We start from the raw sequence: 26,185 nt of genomic DNA on the forward strand, positions 1-26,185 counted from the left end.
GCCGTTACAACACAGAACCATTAAGGAGCGGGCCACATTTCTGAACTCCGTTATTCCAGTGGCATCACCGTGACCCGCACCTCCGGATCATGGCTCCCTCCCCCCAGAATCACCCCGCGCAACGGCGAGACATCGGAAAAATCCCGGCCCCAGGCCAGGGTGATGTGCTCCAGTGCCGGCTGCACATTGTTTGTCGGATCAAAATCCACCCAGCCCAGCACCGGGCAAAACACCGAGACCCAGGCATGGGATGCATCGGCGCCGATCAACCGTGGCTGCCCCGGTGGCGGCTGGGTCAGCAGGTAGCCGCTGACGTAACGCGCCGCCAATCCCCGTGATCGCACACAGGCGAGCATCAGGTGCGCGAAGTCCTGACAGACCCCGCGCCGCCGCTCCAGCACCTCCACCAGAGGAGTGGCGACTTGGGTCGCTTCGGCATCAAAGGTGAATTCGCTGAAGATCTTCTGCATCAAGGCCTGCACACCCAGCATCAACGGTCTGCCGGCCGGGAAACAGCTCTCCGAGAACTCGACGAAGCTGCGTTTGAGATGCACGTAGGGCGACTGAAATCGGTAGCGACAGGCTTCCAGCAACGAGGCGGACAGCGGCTGGCTGCTGTAGGTCAGCGCATTGCGGGTCAATTCCCAGGCTGGTGACTGCTGGAAATCCACCACGGGCCGCGCCAGCACTTCGACCGTCAGCCGTGCGTTGACCTGCAATTCATCGTGGGGCCGTTCGAAGGCCAGGCGGGTCAGCGGATTGCCGAAGACATCCTGCTCGTCACGGCGAGTGGTCGGCTCCGGGCTGATCAGCAATTGCTGCTCGGTGCAGCGCTGCCAGTCGCATTCGCGCGGCCACAGATGCGCCAGTTGCTGGGCCAGGGACACCGGGCTGTCGTAGCGATAGCAGGTGTCGTGAAAGATCTGGTAATGGGCGCTCATCAGACGGACACCGTACGCTGGCTGACATCATCGACATGGGCGAAATGGCGCAGGGCCAGACGGTCCGAGACCTGACTGCTGGCGTCGGCGATCTCCTGCAGCAGATCCGCCAGACCATCGAGGGCCGAGCGCACGCTGGACTCGCCAAACAGAGGATTCTCCAGACAGCTCAGGTCGAAACGCGCCAGACGCTCGACCAGCGGCGGCAATCCTGCCTCCCTCGGCACACCGAAGTCATCATTCAGCCGCTTGAGGGTGCGGGTCACCAGCTTCAACTGGAACAGCACCGCATGGGGGTTCTGCTCATCCAGCAGCAACAGGTCGAGCACCGGAATCAACTGCGCCACCGCCAGATAACGCGAGCGATAGGTGATGCTGCTGTTGCCCAGTTCCAGCAACCACTCAAGCCCGGCCTGATCGAACGCCCCGGCGCCACGCAAGAAACCCGCGAGACTGCCGCTGAGAAATTGCAGGCGCTCGATCCGCCGGCCGATCATCAGGAAGCGCCACCCTTCGTCACGGGTCATGTCGTCGAGGGCAAACCCGGACAGCGCCGCCAGCGACATCACCAGCCGGTTGAGAAAATCCAGCAACTCGCCGAAGTCCGGTTCGTCGGTGTCCAGTTCCGCAGCCTCACGTTGCAGCTCCACCAGCGCCTGCCAGTTTTCCCGGGACAACTTACCGCGCACTTGCGAAGCCGCCCACTGCAAGCGTTGCAGGTTGGAACGCAAACTGAACGACCAGTCCTCGCCGAGCAGTGCCGCAAGCAAACGCTCTGGCAGCTCACCTTCATCCGGCAGCAGCATCAGCCGCTCGCCCAGATCCACAGCGGCCTGCAAGGCTTGCGGGTCATCGCCGTCGACGTAGCGCGCGAGCATGATCCGCAGCAGCCGCGCGCTGTCGTCGCAACGCTCGCAGTAACGGCCGAACCAGAACAGGTTTTCCACCACCCGCGACGGCAGGTACGGATCGCGTCGCACCAGATCAGGCACGCCGATATTGCGCTGGGCTTTCCACTGTTCACCGCTTGGCGGCCGATCCCCCAGCACCCAGGTGTCCTTGCTCGCACCACCGCGCTGCATCGACACCACTTCGGCATCGGCTTCGGCCGCGACCCGGGTCAGGCCACCGGGCAGCACCCGATAACCATCGTGACTGGCCACCGCGTACATGCGCATGCCGATTGCCCGGGGCTGCAGTTGCCCGTCCTCGGGCTGCCAGATCGGCGCCTGGGACAACTGGGCGAGTTCTTGCGCAACATACGCATAAGGGCGTGCCTGCATGCGCGCAGCGAGACTTTCACGCTGTTTTTCGCTCAGATCCCGGCCAAAAACCGGAGCGAAGCTTTGCGACGGGAACGCCGGTTTGATCAACAGCTCCGGCAGTTTCTCCAGGGCCTGGGCCAACACTGGCGCTTCGCCGCACCACCACGTGGCAATGGACGGCAGAATCAGCTCTTCGCCGAACAGGTACTGATTGATCTTCGGCAGGAAACCGAGCAGCCCCGGCGACTCCAGCACGCCGCTGCCCAGCGCGTTGGCCACCAGCACCCGGCCCTGACGCACCGCCTCCAGCAATCCCGGAACGCCGAGCGCCGAATCCGTGCGCAATTCCAGCGGATCGCAGAAATCATCGTCGAGCCGACGCAGGATCGCGTGCACCCGGCGCAGGCCGCTGAGGGTTTTCAGGTAGACCGTGGCATCACGTACCGTCAGGTCACCGCCCTCCACCAGCGGATAACCGAGTTGGCGGGCCAGATAAAGATGTTCGAAATAGCTCTCGTTGAAGCGCCCCGGGGTCAGCAACACCACCAGCGGCGCGTCATCGTCGCAGGGTGCCTGACGGGCCAGGGTTTCCTGCAAGGTGCGGAAGAAGCCGGCCAGATGCTGCACTTTCAGATCCCGGTACAACTCGGGGAAGGCACGGGACACGATGGTGCGGTTTTCCAGCGCATAACCGGCGCCGGATGGCGCCTGGGTACGATCCGCCGTCACCCACCAGCGCCCGTCCGGCGTGCGCGCCAGATCCACGGCATACAGATGCAGAAAGGCACCGTCCGGCGGCGCAATGCCCTGACAGGGCCAGAGAAAGTTGTTGTGGCCGAACACCAGCTCCGCCGGCAGTAAGCCTTCGCGGATCAACCGCTGCGGGCCGTACAGATCTGCCAGCACCGCATTGAGCAGCCGCGCGCGCTGGGCGATTCCGGCGGACAGCTGTTGCCACTCGTCAGCGGCGATCACGTGGGGCAGCAGATCCAGTTCCCACGGACGGTCCGCTCCCTTTGGGTCGGCATAGACGTTGTAGGTAACGCCGTTTTCCTGAATCTGCCGAGTCAGCAACGCCTGACGCTGCACCAGTTGCGCCGGGGTGCTGCGCTGCAATTGGTCGACCAGCCGCCGCCAGTGCGGGCGCACCGCTCCGCTGTCGTCGAGCAGTTCGTGATAGGTGCCCGCCGTCAGCGGGTAGCGGTCAAGCAGGTCAGGCATGGAAAGCTCGGCAGCCGGCAAGGAACGGTCAGACTAACGCAGGCACATGACGCCCGGATATACGAAAAATCCGGGGGTCGTGTACGAATCAAAAACGTCGTAAATCGAGAGTCATCGGTAGCTCGTCGGAGATTGTCAGGTTAGGTATCGGAAGTTTCCCCGGCGTGTGTCCGATGCGGAAGAACCGCGCCATACGCCGGCTCTCTGCTTCGTTGGCGTTGACCGGCAGCGTTTCGTAATTGCGCCCGCCGGGATGCGCGACGTGGTACTGGCAACCGCCCAGCGAGCGCTGCATCCAGGTATCGAGCAAGTCGAACACCAGCGGCGCATGCACCGGGATCGTCGGTTGCAGGCAATTGGCCGGTTGCCAGGCGCGGAAACGCACGCCGGCGACAAACTCGCCAACCCGTCCGGTCGGTTGCAGCGGCACCGGGATGCCATTGCAGGTCAGCAGATAGCGCTGCGGCGGCAGCCCCGCAAGCTTGACCTGCAAACGCTCCAGCGATGAGTCAACGTAGCGCACCGTGCCGCCCGCCGCGCCCTCCTCGCCCAGCACGTGCCAGGGTTCAAGGGCCTGGCGCAATTCCAGCTCGATACCGTTGACGGCGTAATCGCCGACCTTGGGAAAACGGAACTCAAGGTGCGCCGCGAACCATTCAGCGCGCAGGGGGTAACCGGCATTGTTGAGTTCGACGATGACGTCGGCGAAGTCCTGCTCGATGAAGTGCGGCAACATGAAGCGGTCGTGCAGCTCCGTACCCCAGCGCGCCAGTTTCGGCGGCGCATAGGGCTCGCGCCAGAACCGCGCCACCAGCGCTCGCAACAACAGCTGCTGCGCCAGGCTCATGCGCGCATGGGGTGGCATCTCGAAACCACGCAACTCCAGCAACCCGAGGCGCCCGGTGGCGCCGTCCGGTGAATACAGCTTGTCGATGCAGAACTCGGCGCGGTGGGTGTTGCCGGTGACGTCGATCAGCAGATTGCGCAACAGGCGATCGACCAGCCACGGCGGGCATTCCTCTCCCGGCGCCGGCATTTGTGCGAAAGCGATTTCCAGTTCATACAGCGCGTCGTTGCGCGCTTCGTCGACCCGCGGCGCCTGAGAGGTCGGGCCGATGAACAGACCGGAAAACAGGTACGACAATGAAGGATGGTTGTGCCAGTAACTGATCAGGCTACGCAGCAGGTCCGGACGGCGCAGAAACGGTGAATCGCCCGGCGTCGCGCCGCCGAGCACGAAATGGTTACCGCCGCCGGTGCCGGTGTGCCGCCCGTCGACCATGAATTTCTCGGTGGACAGTCGGGTCTGGCGCGCTTCTTCGTACAGAAACTCGGTGCGTTCGACCAACTCGTCCCACGTCGCCGACGGCTGCACGTTGACCTCAATCACGCCGGGATCCGGGGTGATGCGGAAATTGCTCAGGCGCGGATCGCTCGGCGGCTCGTAGCCTTCGAGCAACACCGGACAATGCAGCTCTTCGGCGGTGGCTTCGATGGCCGCGACCAGTTCCAGATAATCCTCGACCCGCTCCAGCGGCGGCATGAACAGGTACAACCGGCCTTCCCGGGCCTCGGCGCACAAGGCGGTGCGGGTCAGCCAGTCGGCGGACTCATCGATCTTCGGTACACGCTCGTCTGCCGGAGCCGGCTCACGGTGGTCGTTGAGCTGCGAGGTTTCGGGCAGCTCGGGGAAATCCTGGTTCGGGTCGTTCGGATGAATGAACGGATACTCCGCTGCCTTCACCCAGGGCTGCGAGCCCAGCGGCAGGCGATAGCCCAGCGGTGAATCCCCCGGCACCAGCCGACAATGTTCATCGCGCAGATACCAGCGCCCGCTCTGCCATTGATCGCCCTTGGCGGTGCGCGCCAGCGGCAACACCTGGCCGATAACCTTGTCCAGCCCCTGACTGAACACCTTGCGCAGCCGCGCACGTTCCAGTGGCTCCTCCAGACGCGAGTCTTCGGCGCTGACGTTGCTCGGCAAGGCGCCCTCGCGCCAGAGGTAATAGAAGTTGTCTTCGTAGGCCGGGAACACGAAGCGTGTCGGCAGCTTCAAGCGTTCGGCGACACTCGCCAGAAAGCGCCCGGCCAGCTCACCCGTAGCGCCGTAATCCTGCTGCTCGTCGGCAATCAGCGCGCTGTTGTGCCAGATCGGTACACCGTCGCGGCGCCAGTAGCAATTCAATGACCAGCGCGGCAGTTGCTCGCCGGGATACCACTTGCCCTGACCGAAATGCACCAGCCCCTTGGGCGCGTAATGTTTGCGCATGCGCCGGAACAGTTCGGCGGAGAGCCGGCGCTTGTCCGGACCCAGCGCGGCGGTGTTCCACTCGGCGCCGTCGGGGTCGTCGATGGACACGAAGGTGGGTTCGCCGCCCATGGTCAGGCGCACATCGCCTTCCAGCAGGTCGGCATCGATCTGCCGGCCCAGCGCCTGGATCGCCAGCCATTGCTCATCGGTGTAGGGCTTGGTGACCCGCGGCGCTTCCCAGATCCGCTCCACGGACATTTCGTGGCTGAACTCGCATTCGCAAGGCTCCACCAGCCCACTGATCGGCGCCGCCGAGGACGGATCGGGACTGCAGGCCAGCGGGATATGCCCTTCACCGGCGAACAACCCCGACGTCGCATCGAGACCGATCCAGCCGGCGCCGGGCAGATACACCTCGCACCACGCGTGCAGGTCAGTAAAGTCCACTTCGGTGCCGGACGGGCCGTCGAGGCTTTTCACGTCGGCGGTCAGTTGAATCAGGTAACCGGAGACAAAACGCGCCGCCAGCCCGAGGTTGCGCAGCAGTTGCACCAGCAGCCACGCCGAATCCCGACAGGAGCCGGAGGCGTGTTCGAGGGTGTGTTCCGGGGTCTGCACACCCGGCTCCATGCGAATCAGGTAATTGATGTCTTCGCTCAGACGCTGGTTGAGCGCCACCAGGAAATCCACGGCCGGCAGCGGCGTGCGGTCGATGGCGTCCAGATAGGCCTTGAATTTCGGCGTCAGCGGCAGGGTTTCGAGGTACGGCGCCAGTTCCTTGCGTTCATCGGCGGCGTAGGCGAAGGGGATTTTCTCGGCGTAGGGTTCGAGGAAAAAGTCGAACGGGTTGAACACCGCCATCTCGGCCAGCAGATCGACCTCGATCCGCAGTTCGGCGGTTTTCTCGGGGAACACCAGCCGTGCGAGGTAGTTGCCCTGAGGGTCCTGCTGCCAGTTGATGAAGTGCTGCTCGGGCGAGACTTTCAGTGAATAAGACAGAATCCGCGTACGGCTGTGGGCAGCCGGACGCAGACGCACGATCTGCGGGCCGAGTTCGACAGCGCGGTCGTAGCGGTAATGCGTGACGTGATGCAATGCGACATGAATCGACACGGCGTGCCTCCTGCGAGCCCAAGCGTATTCGAAAGCGCGCAAGACTTATGCCATGCAGAGGCTTGGGCGCTTTCCCGGAATGCTTAGGGCAGTACAGCACCAAAATCGGGCGATGCGGTGAAATGGTTTGGCACAGTTGCACGCAAATGTTGCGAAGAGCCCCTTCCCCTGACCCTCTCCCGTGATCGTTCCCACGCTCCTGCGTGGGAATGCAGCCCGTGACGCTCTGCGTCACTGGACGCGGAGCGTCCCTAGAGGCATTCCCACGCAGACGGCTCGACGCCTCGACGTGGGAACGATCAGCAAAACGCCAACCCGAAGGTTGGCGTTCTGTTTTGGCTCAAGTGCGTTTCAGCGCGGTACGACCGGCTTGCGTGCCGGTTTCGGCCCTTTGCCTTTCGCGGCTTCCTTGCGCTCCTTGGCGGCCTGCTGGTTGCGGGCGAATGCCGCGGCCTTGGCCTGTTCACGCTTGTCCCACGGATTGCCGCCGTCGCTGGCGCGCGGTGGCAGGCCGGTGTGCTGGGTGAGGATCTTGGTGGTCTTCTCTTTCGCGACCTTGTGGCTGCCGGCCGGCGTCGAGTTCTTGCGACGGGCACTCTGGTAGCTGTCGGTGGCCGGCTGGTGCAGCGGGATCAACTGGTTCTTGCCCGGCCCGATCAGGTCGGCGCGACCCATGCGGGTCAGCGCTTCACGCAGCATCGGCCAGCCCTTCGGGTCGTGATAACGCAGGAACGCCTTGTGCAGACGGCGCTGCTCTTCGCTCTTGACGATGGTCACGCCGTCGCTCTTGTAGGTGACCTTGCGCAGCGGGTTCTTCCCCGAGTGGTACATCGCGGTGGCGGTGGCCATCGGCGACGGATAGAACGCCTGCACCTGGTCGGCACGGAAGCCGTTGCCCTTGAGCCACAGGGCCAGGTTCATCATGTCTTCGTCGGTGGTGCCCGGGTGCGCGGCGATGAAGTACGGGATCAGGTACTGCTCTTTCCCCGCCTCCTTGGTGTACTTCTCGAACATGCGCTTGAAGCGATCGTAGGTGCCGATCCCCGGTTTCATCATCTGGTTGAGCGGACCTTCCTCGGTGTGTTCCGGGGCGATCTTCAGGTAACCACCGACGTGGTGGGTCACCAGCTCCTTGACGTATTCCGGCGACTCGACCGCAAGGTCGTAACGCAGGCCGGAGGCGATCAGGATCTTCTTCACCCCCGGCAACGCACGGGCGCTGCGGTACAGCTGAATCAGCGACGAGTGGTCGGTGTTCAGGTTCGGGCAGATGCCCGGGAACACGCAGGACGGCTTGCGGCATGCGGATTCGATTTCCGGGCTCTTGCAGGCGATGCGGTACATGTTCGCGGTCGGGCCGCCGAGGTCGGAAATGACGCCGGTGAAGCCCGGCACCTTGTCGCGGATCTCTTCGATTTCGCGAATGATCGACTCTTCGGAACGGTTCTGGATGATCCGGCCTTCGTGCTCGGTGATCGAGCAGAAGGTGCAGCCGCCGAAGCAGCCACGCATGATGTTCACCGAGAAACGGATCATGTCGTAGGCAGGGATTTTTTCCTTGCCGTACGCAGGGTGCGGAACACGTGCGTAAGGCATGCCGAACACGTAGTCCATTTCTTCAGTGGTCATCGGAATCGGCGGCGGGTTGAACCAGACGTCGATCTCGCCATGCTTCTGCACCAGCGCACGGGCGTTGCCCGGGTTGGTTTCCAGGTGCAGCACGCGGTTGGCGTGGGCGTACAGGACCGGATCGTTACGCACCTTTTCCATCGACGGCAGGCGGATCACGGTCTTGTCGCGGGTCATTTTCGGGCTGGCCAGGATCTGCACGACCTTGGCTTCCTGCGGGTCTTCAACCGGTCCCTTTTCCTGCTCGATCGCGCAAGCCTGAGTGTCCTGGGTGTTGACGTACGGGTTGATGATCTTGTCGATCTTGCCCGGACGGTCGATGCGCGTGGAATCGACTTCGTACCAGCCCGCCGGCGTGTCGCGACGGATGAACGCGGTGCCGCGCACATCGGTGATGTCTTCGATCTTGTGCCCGTAGGACAGACGCTGGGCGACTTCGACAATCGCCCGCTCGGCGTTGCCGTACAGCAGGATGTCGGCGCTGGCGTCGATCAGGATCGAGTTGCGCACGCGATCCTGCCAGTAATCGTAGTGGGCGATGCGGCGCAGGGAGGCTTCAATGCCGCCCAGCACGATCGGCACGTGCTTGTAGGCTTCCTTGCAGCGCTGGCTGTAGACCAGGCTCGCGCGGTCCGGACGTTTGCCCGCCATGCCACCCGGGGTGTAGGCGTCGTCGGAACGGATTTTCTTGTCCGCGGTGTAGCGGTTGATCATCGAATCCATGTTGCCGGCCGCGACGCCAAAGAACAGGTTCGGCTCGCCGAGCTTCATGAAGTCGTCTTTGGACTGCCAGTTGGGCTGCGCGATGATCCCGACGCGGAAGCCTTGGGACTCCAGCAGCCGGCCGATGATCGCCATGCCGAACGACGGGTGATCGACGTAGGCATCCCCCGTAACAATGATGATGTCGCAGGAATCCCAGCCAAGCTGATCCATCTCCTCCCTGCTCATGGGCAGGAACGGCGCTGGCCCGAAACATTCGGCCCAATATTTTGGATAGTCAAATAACGGCTTGGCTGCTTGCATGTCGATAACCGGTGTTGGCTTTCATTGAATTTCGCGGGCGCGGAATATAGCACAAATTTTGACCAATTCCGACGACCGTGGTCGGTTTCTCCAATTGCCGTTTCCCGCTCCCGGTGCGCTCCCGATGTGTCGCACCTTTCGGGTTCGCAGCAAAACAAGGCAATGACGCCGACAACTGAATCAGTATTCAAGGATGAAAAGACATGCCCGTAAAACCGCCTCCAAGGGGGATTACTACCGCTGAAGTAAATGCTCCGCCCTCGCGCCCGGTCAAAGACCCTCTCTTCAGGAGTGACACTGCCTCGCGATTGCCCCCGATCAACCAACCTCCCGTTCCCGACCAGAAACCGGCCAGATTGCCGACCGTCGGTGACCTGGATGCAATAACACCGGCACCGCCGTTGACTGTCAGCGAAATCCCGAATTCGGCAATACCGGTGATTCCAGTGCCGCTTTCATTGGCGGACTATCGCATCCGTCCTGGCGGCTCGCTGCCGGATCCCGACGATCAGGGTCTCATCCAGCTGAAAGGTCGACTTTTCGTCAATACCGAGGATGGCCACGTCCTGCATGTGGGCCAGGACCCTGACAACGGGTTGTTCCGCGCCAAACTGCCCGGCGAATTGAAACCTTCCGGGCCGATCCTGCTGCAGGATCCATTCAGCCTGCGCTGGTTTTCGCCCGACGACGCCGACCTGATCGGTTACCCATTGCCACAAAAACGTCTGGAAGGCTTTCGCACCCCCCTGGATTTCGCCGGTGCATCGCCAGACAGCGACGGACTGCACGGTTTTGAAGGCAAGCGATACGCGGTCATTGAAGGGCATGCCTATCAGGTCATGCGCGACATCGACGCTTCCTCTCCCGCCAGGAAGGTCTGGCGCATCGTCAATTCGAAGGATCCGGTCGCCCACGACACCGAGAACGTTTATCGCCCAAGCCGTGCCGGTGAAACCCTGGGCATTGTTCGAGACGCCGATCACGGCTGGGTTTCGAGCCGCTCCGGCCTTCTGGGTGGAATGCCCCGGACCGCCACTGCCCGAGCCAACATTGCGCATTTGCTGCAGCGGTACGAGCCCATCAGGGAAGCCTTTGCTGCGCTGCAAGCCTCGGACGCGCGCTTCAATGAACTCTGGGACGTCGCCAAACATTTGCCGGAAGGCAGCGACCTCGAAAGAGCGGAGCTGATCGGACTTGAAGTCCACACCCTCAAACATATCCGCCTTCAGACCGAGTTCGTCCAGTCACTCATCGACAACAAGGACTGGCTGGTCATGATGAAAGCCGGCGGCGTCTACAAAACCGAGCTGCATGAGCAACAGCTGGCCAGGGTCGACTATTTAAACAAACTGCTCGCCATCATGGATCGCCGGGTTTATCCCTCGGTTGCACTGATGACGGTTGATTCGCTGAAAGGCAACCTCGCTCACATGAACAAAAAACTGCGGGTCCTCGATGACCGCCAGGCCGTGATGGATCAGGTACGCAAGGTGTCCCGCAGCGCCGCATCCGAAATCGAAGAGCTCAACCGGGGAATACCCGGCGTTGATCAGATCAACTGCGCCCGATACAACCTCTGCCTGCGCCTGCTCGCCGATGACCCGAACATCCCGCCGCCGTTCGGAATGCGCAGCTACATGGCCGTCAACCTGTTTGTAGAAGAGCTGCACAACGTTTCCGGACAGTCCCGGCCAGTTGTCCTGCAATTGGCACTCGATGAAATCAGACTGGAAAAAGGCCGTTTCGAAGATCTGTTGCCGGCTTTGCCCACCACGAAGACACCCTACCTGCACGAAGCGATGTCCATACTAGGAACATTCGAGTCAAGGATCGACGCCCAGTTGAACGATATCTACGCCAGGGTCGACAGCAACACCGAATGGCCCGCACCCGATCAGGACATCGACCTGGACTTCGTGCCGCAGCAGTCCGTTCCGACTGCCACCCCGAGCGCCCCGCGCAAGATCTTCCGGACCCGCCAGCATGGGACTTATCGGGTGCTGGTAGGGGTCAGGCAAGTCGATCCGGACGGTAGCGTCACCATTGACGTTCCAGACCCGTTCAAACCGGAAGATCCGCCTCAACGCTACGAGAAAAGACAGGGCGAATGGCACCCCATGCGCTCCACGCCCCCAGCGGCCCCCACGCCCCAACTGCTAGGTCAGGCGACTCATCTGCTGGACAGGGTCGATGAATTGCTGGACGAGGGGCTGGCGATGGAAAGCCGCAAGTCCAATCCGACCAGTATTCGGGAATCACTGGACGAAAGCGCCGACGAGCTTCACGGATTGGCCAGCCGTCTGGAGAGCATCGAGGGTATTGCCAGCGATGCGCAGGCCGCCAGCGTCATCGCTCGCCTGAAAGCAGCCGGTGATTCGCTCAGTACAGCGGGACGCGACATCATGGTCCGCATGTACAAGGAGAAGGCAGTACTGGACGTGTTGCGACTGAACTACCTGCTCGAACATTCGCAGCTCAATGTCATCAAGATCGTTGCCCGCAAGCAGCTGGGCAAGGGCAAGGACAAATCATTTCTCGACGTCTATTCGATCAATGACCGCTCCGCCAATACCCCGCTATGGGAGGCCCACTTCCATTACGACCGACAGGATCGCCCGGCGCTGGATTACACGGTCAGGGGAGCACACATGAAAACACTCGCCCAGGCCGGAGCGGGCAGCGCATTTCAGCAACGCCAGGAGCAGGCGGGCCTTGCCCACCAGCCCATCTGGCGCGAATACATCAGCCCGAAAGTTGCGCAAAAGCTGTTCGACTGCGCAAGCGAACCGGCCGCCGGGACACCGGTTCGGCAATAGCCGCCAATGCGCATCACTCCGACCAAGGGAGCTGATGCAACCATGATTCAAGGATGAATAACCATGCCAGTAAAACCGCCCTCCAGGGGCAACACTACCGTAGACGTACATACACCTCCTTCACGCCGAGCAAACGAGTCGCTTCCCGGAGCCGATCCGACTCGGTTCTCCTCGCCGGTGATCCACCATCGCGAACGCCTCGGCGGGTCGGGCAAAACGCAGGCGGATATTGATCTGGATGCCATCACCCCTGCGCCGCAAGTGAACATCAGCGAAATACCTTCCACAACGCAAAACATGCCAGCGACGCGGCCCTCTCTGGAGGAATACCGGATCGCGTCTGATGTCCAGTTGCCTCAGCCCGATGCCCAGGGATTCAGGTGGTTCAAGGGACGGCAGTTTGTCGACATGCTCGACGGCAGCATCTTTCTGGTCGGCCTGGACAGCGAAAGCGGCCTGTACCGCGCCAGGCTGAGCAGTGAGCGAGTCCCGTCCGGCCCGCTGCTTCTGCAAGACCCCGACAGCAGGCTCTGGTACCCGATGGTCGATCTGGAGTCGATGACCTTCAGTCTGAGCAGCCGTCGCCTGGAAGACTTCCGTACCTCTCTGGACTTTTCTAACCAGGTGCCTGACAGCGATGGATTGCATCGTTTCGAAGGCAAGCTCTACCTGGTCATCGACAATCAGGCTTATCAGGCCATGCATGATGTGGAGGCATCCTCGCCGAACCTTCAGGTGATGCGCATCGTCCGGCCCCAGGATGCGGTGGCCCGGGACGAGCACAACCGATATGTCGCCACGCGCCCGGGCAGGTCGGAAGCTGTTTTCTATGATGAGCGGATCGGCTGGAGCGGACTGGTCGTCGGCGGCGCAGGGGGGATGTTTCCGGGACGGGGAAACACCTCAGGCAATCCGTCCGGCGCTCAACTGAACGCCGCGCTCGGCCGGTTCCTGCAAACGCATCTGGGGCGTCTTCGCAAGCTTTACCCGGCCCTTGATGAGCCGGGGCTCAGAGCCGCCATGGATTCACTGGGAAAGGATGTCGAAGGTGGACTGAAACGACTGGAGGCCGAATTAGCGACTCTGAAAGAGGATCTGGTGGCCTGGATCCAGCAAACCGCCGAGGCTTCACAGGCCCACAAGCACTGGGCAGTTCGTGTAAACGATCACATCCTGCGTTGCTGGCGCCGAGAATCAGGCACGATTCTCTGGCTGCCGGAGGGCGGAGGAGGAGCACTTCCGCCCCTGAAGGTGAGTTTTGGGCATATCGAGGTTTTGAAAATCAAAGGCATAGCCTGGCCAGGCACCGGCGATGACTTTCTGACACATTTCCCACGACTTACCCGCCTGAGCATTGTCGAATCGGGGCTCACCGCAGTTCCTGACTCGATCCGCGCGATGCCCGAACTGACCATGCTCGATCTGCACTCCAACCGGATTGTGCTGGATCAAAAAGGTGCGCAAGCACTCGGCAGCATGGTCAGGCTCAAGCAACTTGATCTGTCGGGTAACCCCCTGGGCATGACACCTGACTTCAGCAACATGTCCGAGCTGAGAAATCTCAATCTCAGCCATACAGGAATCGATCAGTGGCCAGCGGGATTACGGACTCAAACCGAAATGGACCAGATCGACCTGCGCTCCAACCGATTGCGCGAGGTCCCGCCCGAGCTGCTCGACCCAAGCGGTGAACAAGGGCTCACCCAAGTCCGGATCAATGCCGTCACACTGCTGGACGGCAATCAGTTCTCCGAGGGCTACTGGCAGCATTTCGACCGCTTCTGGGAGCTCGCCTCGAATCGATATCCCATCAACGAGATCTACACCGTCAAAGATGCCTTCATTCTTCCCAGCCCGTTGGTAAAGCGACTTCAGAACATCCACCCCCATAAAAGCATCCACGAGGCCCGAGAATTCCTGAGCGGCCTGGGGCCGGATACGGAAGCCACAATTACACGGCTCGAACGAGAGTTTCAGACCCTGGAAAGTCAGTTGAATGCCTGGTCGTTTTCCGGTGGCGGTTCCCGGCAGCGCTACGTGCGGGCAAACCAGATGCAACTCGATCCCGACAGACTGGGCGATCGTTACAGGGCGAAAACACGAATACTCGCTTGCTGGAGACGTGAAACACCGCAAAAGTACGCCGCCGATGGAACGCCCATAGGCCTGGAACTGAAACTGAACGGTTTACGCCTGGACAGCGTACCGGATCTGAACGACGTTGATTTCAGTCATGTCGGTTCACTGAAACTGAGCGGCATGAACCTGAGCGTTTCCCCGGATGGTTTCCTGGCGAGGTTTCAGCATGTCCGCTGGCTGGACATGTCGAACAACCAGTTACGCGAGCTTCCTGCCGCGATCGGACAAATGCATGCCATGACGCGGCTGTCCCTGCAAAACAATCGGATCACGCTGACGCCGGAAACAGCTCGCATACTCTCCGAACGCGTAACGCTGCGAGCATTGATGCTCAACGATAATCCACTGGGCATCACTCCGGACTTCAGCGCAATCACGGATATGCGCTCGCTGAACCTGGGCAACACCAGCATTGATACCTGGCCGCCCGGGCTATCGGCACAACCGGCGCTGGAAGACATCCTGCTGTACGACAATCGGATCACGACAATTCCGGACGCAATCATCGACCCTCCCGATGCACTGCTGCTCCAGCAGCTTCGAGTAAACAGTGTGACCGACGTGAGTGGCAACCCGCTGTCAGAAGTCTCCCTGGAGCGCATCCAGCGTTTCCGCGACCGTGTCGCTGCTCAGAGACTGGTCTCGGGTGACTTGAGTCGCTTGCTCTCGATAACTCGCGCCCAGCCGTCGCTGAATACACAAGCATTCCTGGAAAACACTCTTCTCAGAAACGCACTTCCGTCAGCGCATTCACCTTCGGACGGGCTCTTGCGCTGGACTCAAGGCATGCCTGCACAGCAGGTTGCGCTGAAACGGGAACAGTGGCAAAGATTGATCAGCCAACAGGGGGCGCAAGCTTTCTTCACCGTGTTGCAACGCCTGAACGCCGGCCCGGTCGCACACCCGGATTTGCAGCGCAGGGTCTGGAACGTTCTGGATTCGATCAGTGAAAACAGCGCTGAATCGGATCAATTGCGTCGGGATCTTTTCGATCGTGCCGGCGAACCGGCCTGCTGCGATCGAGCGGCCTTCTCCTTTGGCAATCTCGAGGTTCTGACCATGGTCTACAGCGCCCGCAAACAAGCCGGGGATCACGCGCTGGGCCCGCAACTGGTGCATTTGTCGCGCCGTCTGCTCCGTTTGCAGGAAGTCGACAGACTCGCTGCGGAAGATATTCAGCGCAGCGAAGCAATCGTCAGGGATCCGCAGGTTTCCGAGGAGGAAAAACGACCGCACGTCCTGCGTTTGCAGGAAGAGGTCGAAATCAGACTGGCCTATCGATTCGGGCTCAAGGACTCCCTTGAACTTCCGGGCCAGCCAGAAAACGTCAGTTTCATCGGGATGGGTCGCGTTACCCGCGAAATGCTGAGCGGGGTTTATAAAGCCGTGATTGACCTGGATAACTCGCCTGCGGAACGCCAGGCTCTGCTTTCACGCGAATTCTGGAAAGACTACCTGACGAGCAAGTATCGACAGCAATTCGAAGAGCAGCGCGAGCCTTATCAGGCCCGACTCGCCGAGCTGCATGAAAGCCTCGAAGCCAAACAACTGACCATGGAGCAATACCAGGCGAAAAGCGATGATCTGCAAGGACAACTGGCAATAGATGAAGCGACATTGATGCAGACCCTGACCCGTCAGGAGCTGGACCAACCCGCTGCTCCCGATGATTCGCACGTTTCGGGTTCGCAGCCAAACAAGGCAATGACGCCGACGACTGAATCAAGTATTCAAGGATGAACACCCCATGCCAGTAAAACCGCCCTCCAAGGGCAACACTACCGTAGAAGTACATACACCTCCTTCACGCCGAGCAAACGAGTCGCTTCCCGGAGCCGATCCGACTCGGTTCTCCTCGCCGGTGATCCATCATCGCGAACGCCTCGGCGGGTCGGGCAGAACGCAGGCGGATATCGATCTGGATGCCATCGCACCCGCGCCGCAAGTGAACATCAGCGAAATACCTTACACAACGCAAAACATGCCAGCGACGCGGCCCTCTCTGGAGGAATACCGGATCGCGTCTGATGTCCAGTTGCCTCAGCCCGATGCCCAGGGATTCAGGTGGTTCAAAGGACGGCAGTTTGTCGACATGCTCGACGGCAGCATCTTTCTGGTCGGCCTGGACAGCGAGAGCGGCCTGTACCGCGCCAGGCTGAGCAGTGAGCGAGTCCCGTCCGGCCCGCTGCTTCTGCAAGACCCCGACAGCAGGCTCTGGTACCCGATGCTCGATCCGGAGTCGATGACCTTCAGTCTGAGCAGCCGTCGCCTGGAAGACTTCCGTACCTCTCTGGACTTCACTGACGCGGTGGCGGATGACAACGGGATATACGCGTTCGAAGGCAAGCGTTACGTCGTCATTGAAAATCAGGCCTATCAAGTCATGCAGGATATCGATGCATCCTCTCCTCAACAGAAGGTCTGGCGCATTGTCAAACCCACGGATCCCGTGGCAAACGACGATACAAATATCTACAACGCGAGTCGGCCCGGTGAAACCCTGGCGATTTCCCGCGGCGAGGCGAACGCCTGGTTTGCAGTATCCGTGGGTCTGAAGGGAGGAATGCACCGTCGTCGGGGAGTTCAGATACCCCAGGTCCAACATGTGGGATGGGAACCCTTCGAGGCGGCTCACGCAGCAATCAACCAGTCAACCGATGTCGCCAATGCTCTCTGGGTAAAGGCTTTTGCCCTCCCCGTTGGAAGTGCCGAACGTACCTTGAGCTTTGCCGAACTTGAATTGCTCCTGTTCAAGCACACCCGACTGCATGATGACTTTGCAAAAAGGTTCATCGACCACGAGGACTGGAAGCATCAAATCAAAGAAAGATTCACCACACAGAGCTTGCAGAAAATCCGGATGGACAGAGTGGTGGCCCTGAACAGCCTCCTGCAAATAATGGATTTGCGAATCAAGCCCAGCGTACAGGCCTACAACCTCGATAGTTACAGGAAACTCATTGGGCATTACAACAGGAAGCTCAAGCTGCTCGACATCCGTCAAACGGTGGTGGATCAGATCAAACAAGTTGCACCGAGGCGATCAGTTGAACTGGACGACATGAACCGCAGCGTTCACGGAGCCGACGAGGTCAATTGCAACAAGCTGATAGCCTACCTGTACCTGTTTGCGAACAACCCCGAAAACCCTGCCGGCACAGGTATGCAATCGGCGCGGGCTGCCCGCCTGTTCAGCGAAGACCTGGAAAATGTGCCCAGGCGAGAGCAACCGCCCGCGCTGCTGTTGGCCCTCGATCAGATCAAGGCAGAGAAGATCCGTTTTGAAGCGCAAGTGGCCTCCGAGACGCCTGAAAACACTGCTCACCTCAGAGAAATCATCGCGCTGACCGATTTGTTCGAGAAGAGAATCGAGAGCACGCTGACCGAGATCTTTGCCACCTTTGACCGCAATACCGAGCTTCCCCGTCTTGATCAGGAGATCGATTTCGATTTTGTTCCTGCACAACCGGTCCATGCAGAGGCCGCGCCTCCCCCTCCTCCAAGGAAAATATTTCGAACCCGCCAGCGCGGCACCTACAAGGTACTGGTGGGAGAACAGGAAATTGCCCCCGACGGCAACGTCACCCTCAAGGTGCCTGATCCTTTCCACCCGAACAATCTGCCTCAGCGATACGAAAAACGCGAAGGTGAATGGTTGCCCGTACGCCCGCCGATTGCCGCAACGACCAGGCTACAGCTGCTTGGCGAAGCGAACCGCTTGTTGGCCGAAGTCAAAACTCATCAGGACGAAGCAAGAGCCAAGGAAACCGGAAAAACCAACCCGACGGAAATCATCGAGTTTCTGGGTACCGAGGCGGACCGACTCAACGAGCAGGCACGTTTGCTTGAACACCACAGCAAGGGAACCGAGGACCGCGAGATCACGGGGCTGGTCGGTCGTCTGCGAAACGCTGGCAATTTATTGACCGCCGAAGGACAGAAGATCCTGATACGGATGTACAAAGATCGGGACGTGCTGGACATACTGCGCCTGAACTATCTGCTGGATCACGCGGAGCTCGGCGCGACCAGGACTGTTGATCGCCAGCCGGTAGGCAAAGGCCAGAACAAATCATTTCTGGACGTTTATTCCATCACTGATCGATCCGACGGTTCACCTTTGTGGGAAGCCCATTTTCACTACGACAGGAAGAACAGCGTCGCGCTGAACTTCACGGTCAAGGGTGCCCATCTCAAAAAGCTTGATCAGGCCAGACGGGGCGCATCGTCCCAGCGCCAGGATGAGCAGGCCGGCTTGCCGCACATCCCGATCTGGCGTGAATCGTTCGACGGCAAAACGGCACGAAAAATATTTGAACTGGCGAAATAGGACCGCCCTTCTCTGACAATTCAGCCGACCTGTAGCAACGATTGTCGGAAGCATCCGTTTCAACCGGCTGATGCAGTCGGTTGAAACGCTTAGTCCTTACTCGTCATCGTCGAAGTTATAGCTACCCGGGGCAAGGTTCTCGAAACGGGTGTATTTGCCGATGAACGCCAGGCGGATGAAGCCGATCGGGCCGTTCCGCTGCTTGCCGATGATGATCTCGGCGATGCCCTTGTGCTCGGTTTCCGGGTGATACACCTCGTCCCGGTACACGAACATGATCACGTCGGCGTCCTGCTCGATCGCTCCGGATTCCCGCAAGTCGGAGTTCACCGGGCGCTTGTTGGGACGTTGTTCCAGGGAACGGTTGAGCTGCGACAGGGCGACTACCGGGCAGTTGAATTCCTTGGCCAGGGCTTTCAAGGATCGGGAGATCTCGGAAATCTCGTTGGTCCGGTTGTCGCCGCTGGAACCCGGGATCTGCATCAGCTGCAGGTAGTCGATCATGATCAGGCCGATGTCGCCGTGCTCGCGCACCAGACGCCGGGTCCGGGCGCGCATCTCCGACGGGCTGATGCCGGCGGTGTCATCGATGAACAGCTTGCGGTCGTTGAGCAGGTTGACTGCCGAGGTCAGGCGCGGCCAGTCGTCATCTTCCAACTGGCCGGAACGCACCTTGGTCTGGTCGATACGGCCGAGGGACGACAGCATACGCATGATCAGCGATTCGCCTGGCATCTCGAGGGAGTACACCAGCACGACCTTGTCGCTGCGCAACACGGCGTTTTCCACCAGGTTCATCGCGAAAGTCGTCTTACCCATCGAAGGACGGCCGGCGACGATGATCAAGTCGGCCGGTTGCAGGCCGCTGGTCTTTTCGTCGAGGTCGGTGTAGCCGGTGGACAGGCCGGTGATCGAATCGGCGGTGTTGAACAGGGTATCGATGCGGTCGATGGCCTTGGTCAACAGGTCATTCACACCTACCGGGCCGCCGGTTTTCGGCCGGGCTTCGGCAATCGCGAAGATCTGCCGCTCGGCTTCGTCGAGGATTTCCTCGGCAGTGCGACCTTCGGGATTGAAGGCGCTGTCGGCAATTTCGGTGCTGATACCGATCAACTGACGCAACGTCGCACGTTGGCGGACGATCTGCGCATAAGCCTTGATGTTGGCGACGGACGGCGTGTTTTTCGCCAGTTCGCCAAGGTAACCGAGGCCGCCGACCTGCGAAGTCTGACCTTCCTTGTCCAGTTGCTCGGCAAGGGTCACGACATCGATCGGCAAGTTCTGATCGGCCAGTTTGGCGATCGCACGGAAAATCAGACGGTGGTCATGTCGGTAGAAATCGCCGTCGGAGACTTGATCGAGCACGCGTTCCCAGGCGTTGTTGTCCAGCATCAGACCACCGAGTACAGCCTGTTCGGCCTCGATGGAATGCGGCGGCACCTTCAGCGCGGCAGTTTGCAGATCGTATTGCTCGGGAGCGGAGATTTCGTTCATGGCCACTTTTTAATCAGGAAAAGCAGGAGTGCAGAAAGACAAAGGGCACGACCTGTAAACAGGATCGTGCCCGATGTTAACCGTCTGACGGACAAGCCGCCAGTCGATCAGGGTGTTGCTTAAGCTGCTACCACGACAACGCGCACGGTGGCTTCAACTTCGGCGTGCAGGTGCACGGCCACGTCGAATTCACCCACGTTGCGGATGGTGCCGTTCGGCAGACGAACTTCGCTTTTCGCAACTTCAACGCCGGAGGCGGTCAGTGCGTCAGCGATGTCGTGAGTACCGATCGAACCGAACAGCTTGCCTTCGTCGCCAGCGGTGGCAGTGATGGTCACTTCCAGCTCGGCCAGTTGGGCAGCACGGCTTTCAGCCGATGCTTTACGGTCTGCGGCGGCTTTTTCCAGCTCAGCGCGACGCTCTTCGAACGCAGCCAGGTTGGCAGCGGTCGCAGCGGTGGCTTTGCCGAAAGGCAGCAGGTAGTTACGGCCGTAACCGGCCTTAACGTTTACTTTGTCGCCCAGGTTGCCCAGGTTGGCGATTTTTTCCAGAAGGATCAGTTGCATGTGGAAATCCTCTTAACTTTTAACCTTCACCGTTCGCGTTATCGGTGTCTTTCGACACCCGACCGCGAAAATCAATCAGGCTGTCGACAATGGCCAGAACCACGAGCAACGGATAGATCAGCTGCATGAACAGCAACAGCGTCACGTACAACCCCACCAGCCAGAAACCGGCCAGTCGCCTTTGCGCCACCAGCCCGTGAATCAGGGCCAGCCCGGCGAACACCAGCGGCACACTGCACAACGGCGTCAACATGGCCATCTGTGCACCGAGATTCGGGCCCAGAAGCATCAACGCCAGCAGCAACATCGCCGGTCCCAGCGGGATCCGGATGGCGCGAAACTCGCGACCAAAACCACCCGGGTTGTACAACAACGCCTGCCAATAACGCCCGACAATCAGGCTCAGCACGCTGACGATCTGCAACAAGGCCGCAATCAGGCCGGTCAGGACCGGTGCGATCAGCGACGCGAAACGCGCCTGCTCGTCTACCGACAATTGTTGGTAGGCATCACCGAGAAGCGCGGGCATGACCTTTACCAAGGCCTGCGCCAGCATCTCGATCTGGGGCGCGAACGCCGCCCCGAGCACCACTGAAAACACCAGCCCCATGGCTACGCTGACCAGCAGCGTACGGACCCAGGACTCGCTTGCGCGCAACACCAGCGCAAGCCCCGAAGACCCCAGCAGCACCAGAAGTGCCCGTGGGTCATCGGCATACAACCACCAGATCAATGCCGGCAGCAGTCCCAGCGACACGACGCCCAGGGCGTCGGTCAATCCGCGCCGCAGAAGCACCAGGCTCCCGGCGGCAGCACCCAACCAATACAACAACGGCAATGTTGCACACCCGGCCACTACGAGAGTGGCCTGCATACGGCCGCGCATGATGAACTCAGCTAAGGCACGCATGCATTCAATCCTTTGCTACTTGTCGACTGCCCGGTCTCAGCGGCCGTGGCTGTCGGTGTAGGCCAGCAGGGCCAGGAAGCGGGCGCGCTTGATAGCGGTGGCCAGCTGACGCTGATAACGAGCTTTGGTACCGGTGATGCGGCTTGGAACGATTTTGCCGGTCTCGGATACGTAGGCTTTCAGAGTGTTGAGATCTTTGTAATCGATCTCCTTCACGTCTTCAGCGGTGAAGCGGCAGAATTTACGACGACGGAAGAAACGTGCCATTTGATAGGCTCCTTAAAAGGTCCGTGGATTACTCGTCAGCGTTATCGCTGTTGTCGCTGTCGCTATCGCTGTCATCGCCATCGGCGCTGCCATCGTGCTCAGGACGTTCGCGACGCTCACGGCGCTCACTGCGGTTTTCTTCAGCCTTGAGCATCTCGGACTGGCCGGTAACGGCTTCGTCGCGACGGATGACCAGGTTACGGATCACAGCATCGTTGTAGCGGAAGTTGTCTTCCAGCTCGGCCAGAGCCTTGCCAGTGCACTCAACGTTCAGCATCACGTAGTGAGCCTTGTGAACATTGTTGATTGCGTAGGCCAGTTGACGACGGCCCCAGTCTTCCAGACGGTGGATTTTGCCGCCGTCTTCTTCGATCAGCTTGGTGTAACGCTCAACCATGCCGCCGACTTGCTCGCTCTGGTCAGGGTGGACCAGAAAGATGATTTCGTAATGACGCATGAATGCTCCTTACGGGTTGTAGCCTGCCGCTCAAAAACGGTCAGACAAGGAGTGAATGACACTTATGGACTTGCTGGCGCGGGGCACATGCATGCCTGCCGCCACAGCAAGGGGCGCAATTGTAGAGAAGGGACTGAAGAGGTGCAAGGCAATTGGTGATTATTTGAACAGTCACACTTTCTGCCACACCAGAAAACACTGTGGGAGCGAGCCTGCTCGCGATGGCGGCTTAACATCCAACAATGATGCTGAATGTAACTCCGCTTCGCGAGCAGGCTCGCTCCCACATTTATGACGCCGTGAGGCTTAAGCCTTTTTAGCCGCCTTGGCCTTGGCACCGCGCTGACGCTGGGCTTCGAACAGACACACACCTGTCGCAACCGACACGTTGAGACTGCTGACGCTACCGGCCATCGGCAGGTGCACCAGATAATCGCAATGTTCACGAGTCAGACGACGCATGCCTTTGCCTTCGGCACCCATGATCAGGATGGTCGGACCAGTCAGATCCTGGTCATAGATGCTGACTTCGGCCTCACCCGCCGTGCCGACAATCCACAACCCGCGCTGCTGAAGCTTTTCCAGGGTGCGCGCAAGGTTGGTCACCGCCACCAGAGGAATCACCTCCGCCGCGCCGCAAGCCACTTTACGCACCACAGGGGTCAGGGTGGCCGACTTGTCTTTTGGCACGATGACCGCCAGCGCACCGGCGGCATCCGCCGAACGCAGGCAGGCGCCGAGGTTGTGCGGGTCGGTCACGCCGTCGAGCACCAGCAACAGCGGCGCGCCTTCGGTGCGATCGAGCAGCTCGTCCAGCATCGCCTCGCCCCAGACCTGGCTCGGACTGACGTCCGCCACCACGCCCTGGTGCACGCCTTCGACCCAGGCGTCCATTTCGCGGCGCTCGGCCTGACCGATCTGGACCCGGTTTTCGTTGGCCAGCTCGATCAGCGTCTGCACCCGCGGATCGTTGCGACTCTCGGCCAGCCAGATCTGCTTGACGCGTTTAGGGTGGTGACGCAGCAACGCTTCTACCGCGTGAACGCCGTAGATTTTTTCCAACTGACTCATGACTTCGCCTTCGGTTTACGCGCCCCGCCACTTTTGGCTGGAGCGGAACCCGCTTTCGGCGGGCCTTTACGGTGTTTGCTCGGTTTGGCTGGCTTGCCGCCGGAAGCCTTGTCAGGCACCGACCGTCCGGTCTTTCCCCCGGACGCCGCTTTACCACCGTTTTTGGCGTCGGCCAGCAAGGCCTTCTTCATTTCACGGCTTTTGCGCAGTTCGGCGTTTTTCGCCACGGCATCGCTCGGACGATAAGCCTCGACGGCTTTTTCCTTGGCCGGGCGACGGCTGGCGGATTTTGCCGGAGCCTTCTCTTCCACAACCTTCGCTGCAGGAGCGGTCGTCTCGGTGCCACGCTTTTTGCGGCCGATCGGCGCGCTGATGGTTTTTTCAGCCATCTCGAAGTCGATCTTGCGCTCGTCGAGATCGACGCGCATCACCCGCACCTCAACGGTATCGCCAAGACGGAAGCTGCGACCGGTGCGCTCGCCCGCCAGGCGGTGGTGCACAGGGTCGAAGTGGTAGTAGTCACCCGGCAACGCCGTAACATGCACCAGACCTTCGACGTAAATATCGGTCAGTTCGACGAACAGCCCGAAACCGGTCACGGCAGTGATCACGCCCGGGAACGATTCGCCCACGCGGTCTTTCATGAACTCGCACTTGAGCCAGTTCACCACGTCGCGGGTCGCTTCGTCGGCACGGCGCTCGCTCATCGAGCACTGCTCGCCGAGTTGCTCCAGCGCTGCTTCGTCGTACGGATAGATGCGCGCCTTCGGAATGGTCATCGCACCGGCACGGCGAACGTGCGGGGTGTCCTGTTTCGAATGGATCACGCTGCGGATCGCCCGGTGCGTGAGCAGGTCCGGGTAACGACGGATCGGCGAGGTGAAGTGGGTATAGGCTTCGTAATTCAGGCCGAAGTGGCCTTCGTTCTGGGCGCTGTACACCGCCTGGCTCAGGGAGCGCAGCATCACGGTCTGGATCAGGTGGAAATCCGGACGATCCTTGATGCTGGCCAACAGTGCCTGATAGTCCTTCGGCGACGGACCATCCTTGCCTTTGTGCAGGGACAGGCCGAGTTCGCCGAGGAACGCGCGCAGCTTTTCCAGACGCTCCGGTGGCGGGCCGTCGTGGACGCGGTACAGCGCAGGGATTTCGTGCTTTTTCAGGAACTCAGCGGTGGCCACGTTGGCCGCCAGCATGCATTCCTCGATCAGCTTGTGCGCGTCGTTACGGGTGGTCGGACGGATTTCGGCAATCTTGCGCTCGGAACCGAAGATGATCCGGGTTTCTTGCGTTTCGAAATCGATCGCGCCACGCACATGACGGGCAGCCAGCAATACCTTGTACAGCGCGTAGAGTTGCTTGAGGTGCGGCAGGACGTCGGTGTATTCACCGCGAAGCTTGCGCCCTTCGGTCGCCTTCGGCGTTTCCAGCATCGCACTGACCTTGTTATAGGTCAGACGGGCGTGGGAATGGATCACCGCTTCATAGAAGCAGTAGTCGGTCATTTCGCCGGACTTGGAGATGGTCATCTCGCAAACCATGGCCAGACGATCGACGTGCGGGTTCAGCGAGCACAGGCCGTTGGAGAGCTGCTCCGGGAGCATCGGCACCACGCGCTCGGGGAAGTACACCGAGTTGCCGCGCACCTGGGCTTCGTTATCCAGAGCCGAACCGATCTTCACATAGCTGGAAACGTCTGCAATCGCCACGTACAACTTCCAGCCGCCGGAGAACAGGCGCAGCTTGCCTGGCTTGGCTTCGCAGTAGACCGCGTCGTCAAAGTCGCGGGCATCTTCGCCGTCAATGGTGACGAACGGCAGATGACGCAGGTCGACGCGCTTCTCTTTGTCTTTTTCTTCGACTTCCGGCTTGAGTTTGCCGGCTTCCTTCAGAACGGCTTCAGGCCAGACGTGCGGAATGTCGTAGGTGCGCAGGGCGACATCGATTTCCATGCCCGGCGCCATGTAGTTGCCGACGACTTCGATCACGTCGCCTTGCGGCTGGAAGCGCGGAGTCGGCCAGTGGGTGATTTTCACCTCGACGAACTGACCGATCTGGGCGTTGGCGTTGCGGCCCGGCGTCACAAGGACTTCCTGCTGGATCTTCGGGTTGTCCGCGACGACGAAGCCGATACCGCCTTCTTCGAAGTAGCGGCCGACGATGCTTTCGTGGGCACGGGACACCACTTCGACGATCACGCCTTCGCGACGACCGCGACGGTCCAGGCCGGAAACACGCGCCAGGGCACGGTCGCCGTCGAACACCAGACGCATTTGCGCCGGGCTCATGAACAGGTCGTCGGAGCCGTCATCCGGCACCAGGAAGCCGAAGCCGTCGCGGTGACCACTGATGCGACCGAGGATCAGGTCGAGCTTGTCGACCGGTGCATACGTGCCGCGGCGGGTATAGATCAGTTGAGCATCGCGCTCCATGGCGCGCAGGCGGCGGCGCAGGGCTTCTATCTGGTCTTCTGTGGTCAGACCAAACTCTTCGACCAGTTGCTCGCGGGCAGCAGGCGAACCTCGATCAGCAAGGTGCTGAAGGATCAGTTCGCGGCTGGGAATAGGGTTTTCATATTTTTCCGCTTCACGAGCGGCCTCGGGATCGAGGGACTGCCAATCGGCCATTAGAGAGTTTTCACCTTGTCTATATGCGGGTTAGTTTGGCATAGGCGCCATCAAACGGGAAA

The 26,185-nt window shown here is 60.5% G+C and carries 14 protein-coding genes; 3 read left to right on the plus strand and 11 right to left on the minus strand.

Going from position 1 to position 26,185, the window contains the following annotated elements; genetic code table 11:
• Nucleotides 1–50: 50 nt before the first annotated feature.
• The 4 genes from CAF80_RS17295 to CAF80_RS17310 form a co-directional block, all read right to left on the minus strand.
• Nucleotides 51–941 carry a transglutaminase family protein gene (locus tag CAF80_RS17295; RefSeq protein ID WP_074689641.1) on the minus strand — a complete coding sequence of 297 codons (891 nt, stop codon included), beginning with the start codon at nucleotides 939–941 and terminating at the stop codon, nucleotides 51–53.
• On the minus strand, nucleotides 941–3,427 hold the full coding sequence (locus CAF80_RS17300; protein ID WP_074689640.1) for a circularly permuted type 2 ATP-grasp protein: 2,487 nt from the start codon (nucleotides 3,425–3,427) through the stop codon (nucleotides 941–943). The genes CAF80_RS17295 and CAF80_RS17300 overlap by 1 nt, the downstream gene beginning before the upstream one ends.
• Nucleotides 3,428–3,515: 88 nt before the next feature.
• Nucleotides 3,516–6,791, minus strand: a complete 3,276-nt coding sequence (locus CAF80_RS17305) for a DUF2126 domain-containing protein (protein ID WP_085667728.1) — start codon at nucleotides 6,789–6,791, stop codon at nucleotides 3,516–3,518.
• A gap of 351 nt (nucleotides 6,792–7,142) precedes the next feature.
• The gene (locus tag CAF80_RS17310; protein ID WP_039766786.1) at nucleotides 7,143–9,446 is read right to left on the minus strand and encodes a YgiQ family radical SAM protein; all 2,304 of its coding nucleotides are present in this window, start codon (nucleotides 9,444–9,446) and stop codon (nucleotides 7,143–7,145) included.
• Between the two features lie 401 nt (nucleotides 9,447–9,847).
• On the opposite strand from CAF80_RS17310, the gene CAF80_RS17315 reads away from it, so the two are divergent.
• The 3 genes from CAF80_RS17315 (at nucleotide 9,848) to CAF80_RS17325 (ending at nucleotide 18,731) form a co-directional block, all read left to right on the plus strand.
• On the plus strand, nucleotides 9,848–12,262 hold the full coding sequence (locus CAF80_RS17315) for a hypothetical protein (protein ID WP_085695707.1): 2,415 nt from the start codon (nucleotides 9,848–9,850) through the stop codon (nucleotides 12,260–12,262).
• Between the two features lie 63 nt (nucleotides 12,263–12,325).
• Complete coding sequence (locus CAF80_RS17320) at nucleotides 12,326–16,141, plus strand: NEL-type E3 ubiquitin ligase domain-containing protein (protein WP_085667726.1); 3,816 nt, start codon at nucleotides 12,326–12,328, stop codon at nucleotides 16,139–16,141.
• Nucleotides 16,142–16,148: 7 nt separating this feature from the next.
• Nucleotides 16,149–18,731, plus strand: coding sequence for a hypothetical protein (locus CAF80_RS17325; RefSeq protein ID WP_256578167.1), 2,583 nt, complete (start codon nucleotides 16,149–16,151; stop codon nucleotides 18,729–18,731).
• 96 nt (nucleotides 18,732–18,827) lie between these two features.
• Here the strand turns inward: CAF80_RS17325 and dnaB are convergent, their stop codons facing one another.
• The 7 genes from dnaB to rnr form a co-directional block, all read right to left on the minus strand.
• Nucleotides 18,828–20,225 (minus strand): replicative DNA helicase, encoded by a 1,398-nt coding sequence (dnaB, locus tag CAF80_RS17330; RefSeq protein ID WP_011332193.1) that lies wholly within the window; start codon nucleotides 20,223–20,225, stop codon nucleotides 18,828–18,830.
• A 119-nt stretch (nucleotides 20,226–20,344) separates the two neighbouring features.
• Nucleotides 20,345–20,791: a 50S ribosomal protein L9 gene (gene rplI / locus CAF80_RS17335; protein ID WP_003186385.1), complete on the minus strand. Its 447-nt coding sequence runs from the start codon at nucleotides 20,789–20,791 to the stop codon at nucleotides 20,345–20,347.
• 19 nt (nucleotides 20,792–20,810) lie between these two features.
• Nucleotides 20,811–21,701 carry a hypothetical protein gene (locus tag CAF80_RS17340; RefSeq protein WP_039766674.1) on the minus strand — a complete coding sequence of 297 codons (891 nt, stop codon included), beginning with the start codon at nucleotides 21,699–21,701 and terminating at the stop codon, nucleotides 20,811–20,813.
• Between the two features lie 36 nt (nucleotides 21,702–21,737).
• Complete coding sequence (gene rpsR, locus CAF80_RS17345) at nucleotides 21,738–21,968, minus strand: 30S ribosomal protein S18 (RefSeq protein ID WP_002551829.1); 231 nt, start codon at nucleotides 21,966–21,968, stop codon at nucleotides 21,738–21,740.
• 28 nt (nucleotides 21,969–21,996) lie between these two features.
• Complete coding sequence (gene rpsF, locus CAF80_RS17350) at nucleotides 21,997–22,425, minus strand: 30S ribosomal protein S6 (protein WP_007950702.1); 429 nt, start codon at nucleotides 22,423–22,425, stop codon at nucleotides 21,997–21,999.
• Between the two features lie 306 nt (nucleotides 22,426–22,731).
• Nucleotides 22,732–23,496: a 23S rRNA (guanosine(2251)-2'-O)-methyltransferase RlmB gene (gene rlmB, locus CAF80_RS17355; RefSeq protein WP_039766671.1), complete on the minus strand. Its 765-nt coding sequence runs from the start codon at nucleotides 23,494–23,496 to the stop codon at nucleotides 22,732–22,734.
• Nucleotides 23,493–26,123, minus strand: coding sequence for a ribonuclease R (gene rnr, locus CAF80_RS17360; RefSeq protein ID WP_074689637.1), 2,631 nt, complete (start codon nucleotides 26,121–26,123; stop codon nucleotides 23,493–23,495). The genes rlmB and rnr overlap by 4 nt, the downstream gene beginning before the upstream one ends.
• Nucleotides 26,124–26,185: the final 62 nt, after the last annotated feature.

The sequence above is a fragment of the Pseudomonas sp. B34(2017) genome, assembly GCF_002112915.1.
GTDB classification, from domain to species: domain Bacteria; phylum Pseudomonadota; class Gammaproteobacteria; order Pseudomonadales; family Pseudomonadaceae; genus Aquipseudomonas; species Aquipseudomonas pharyngis.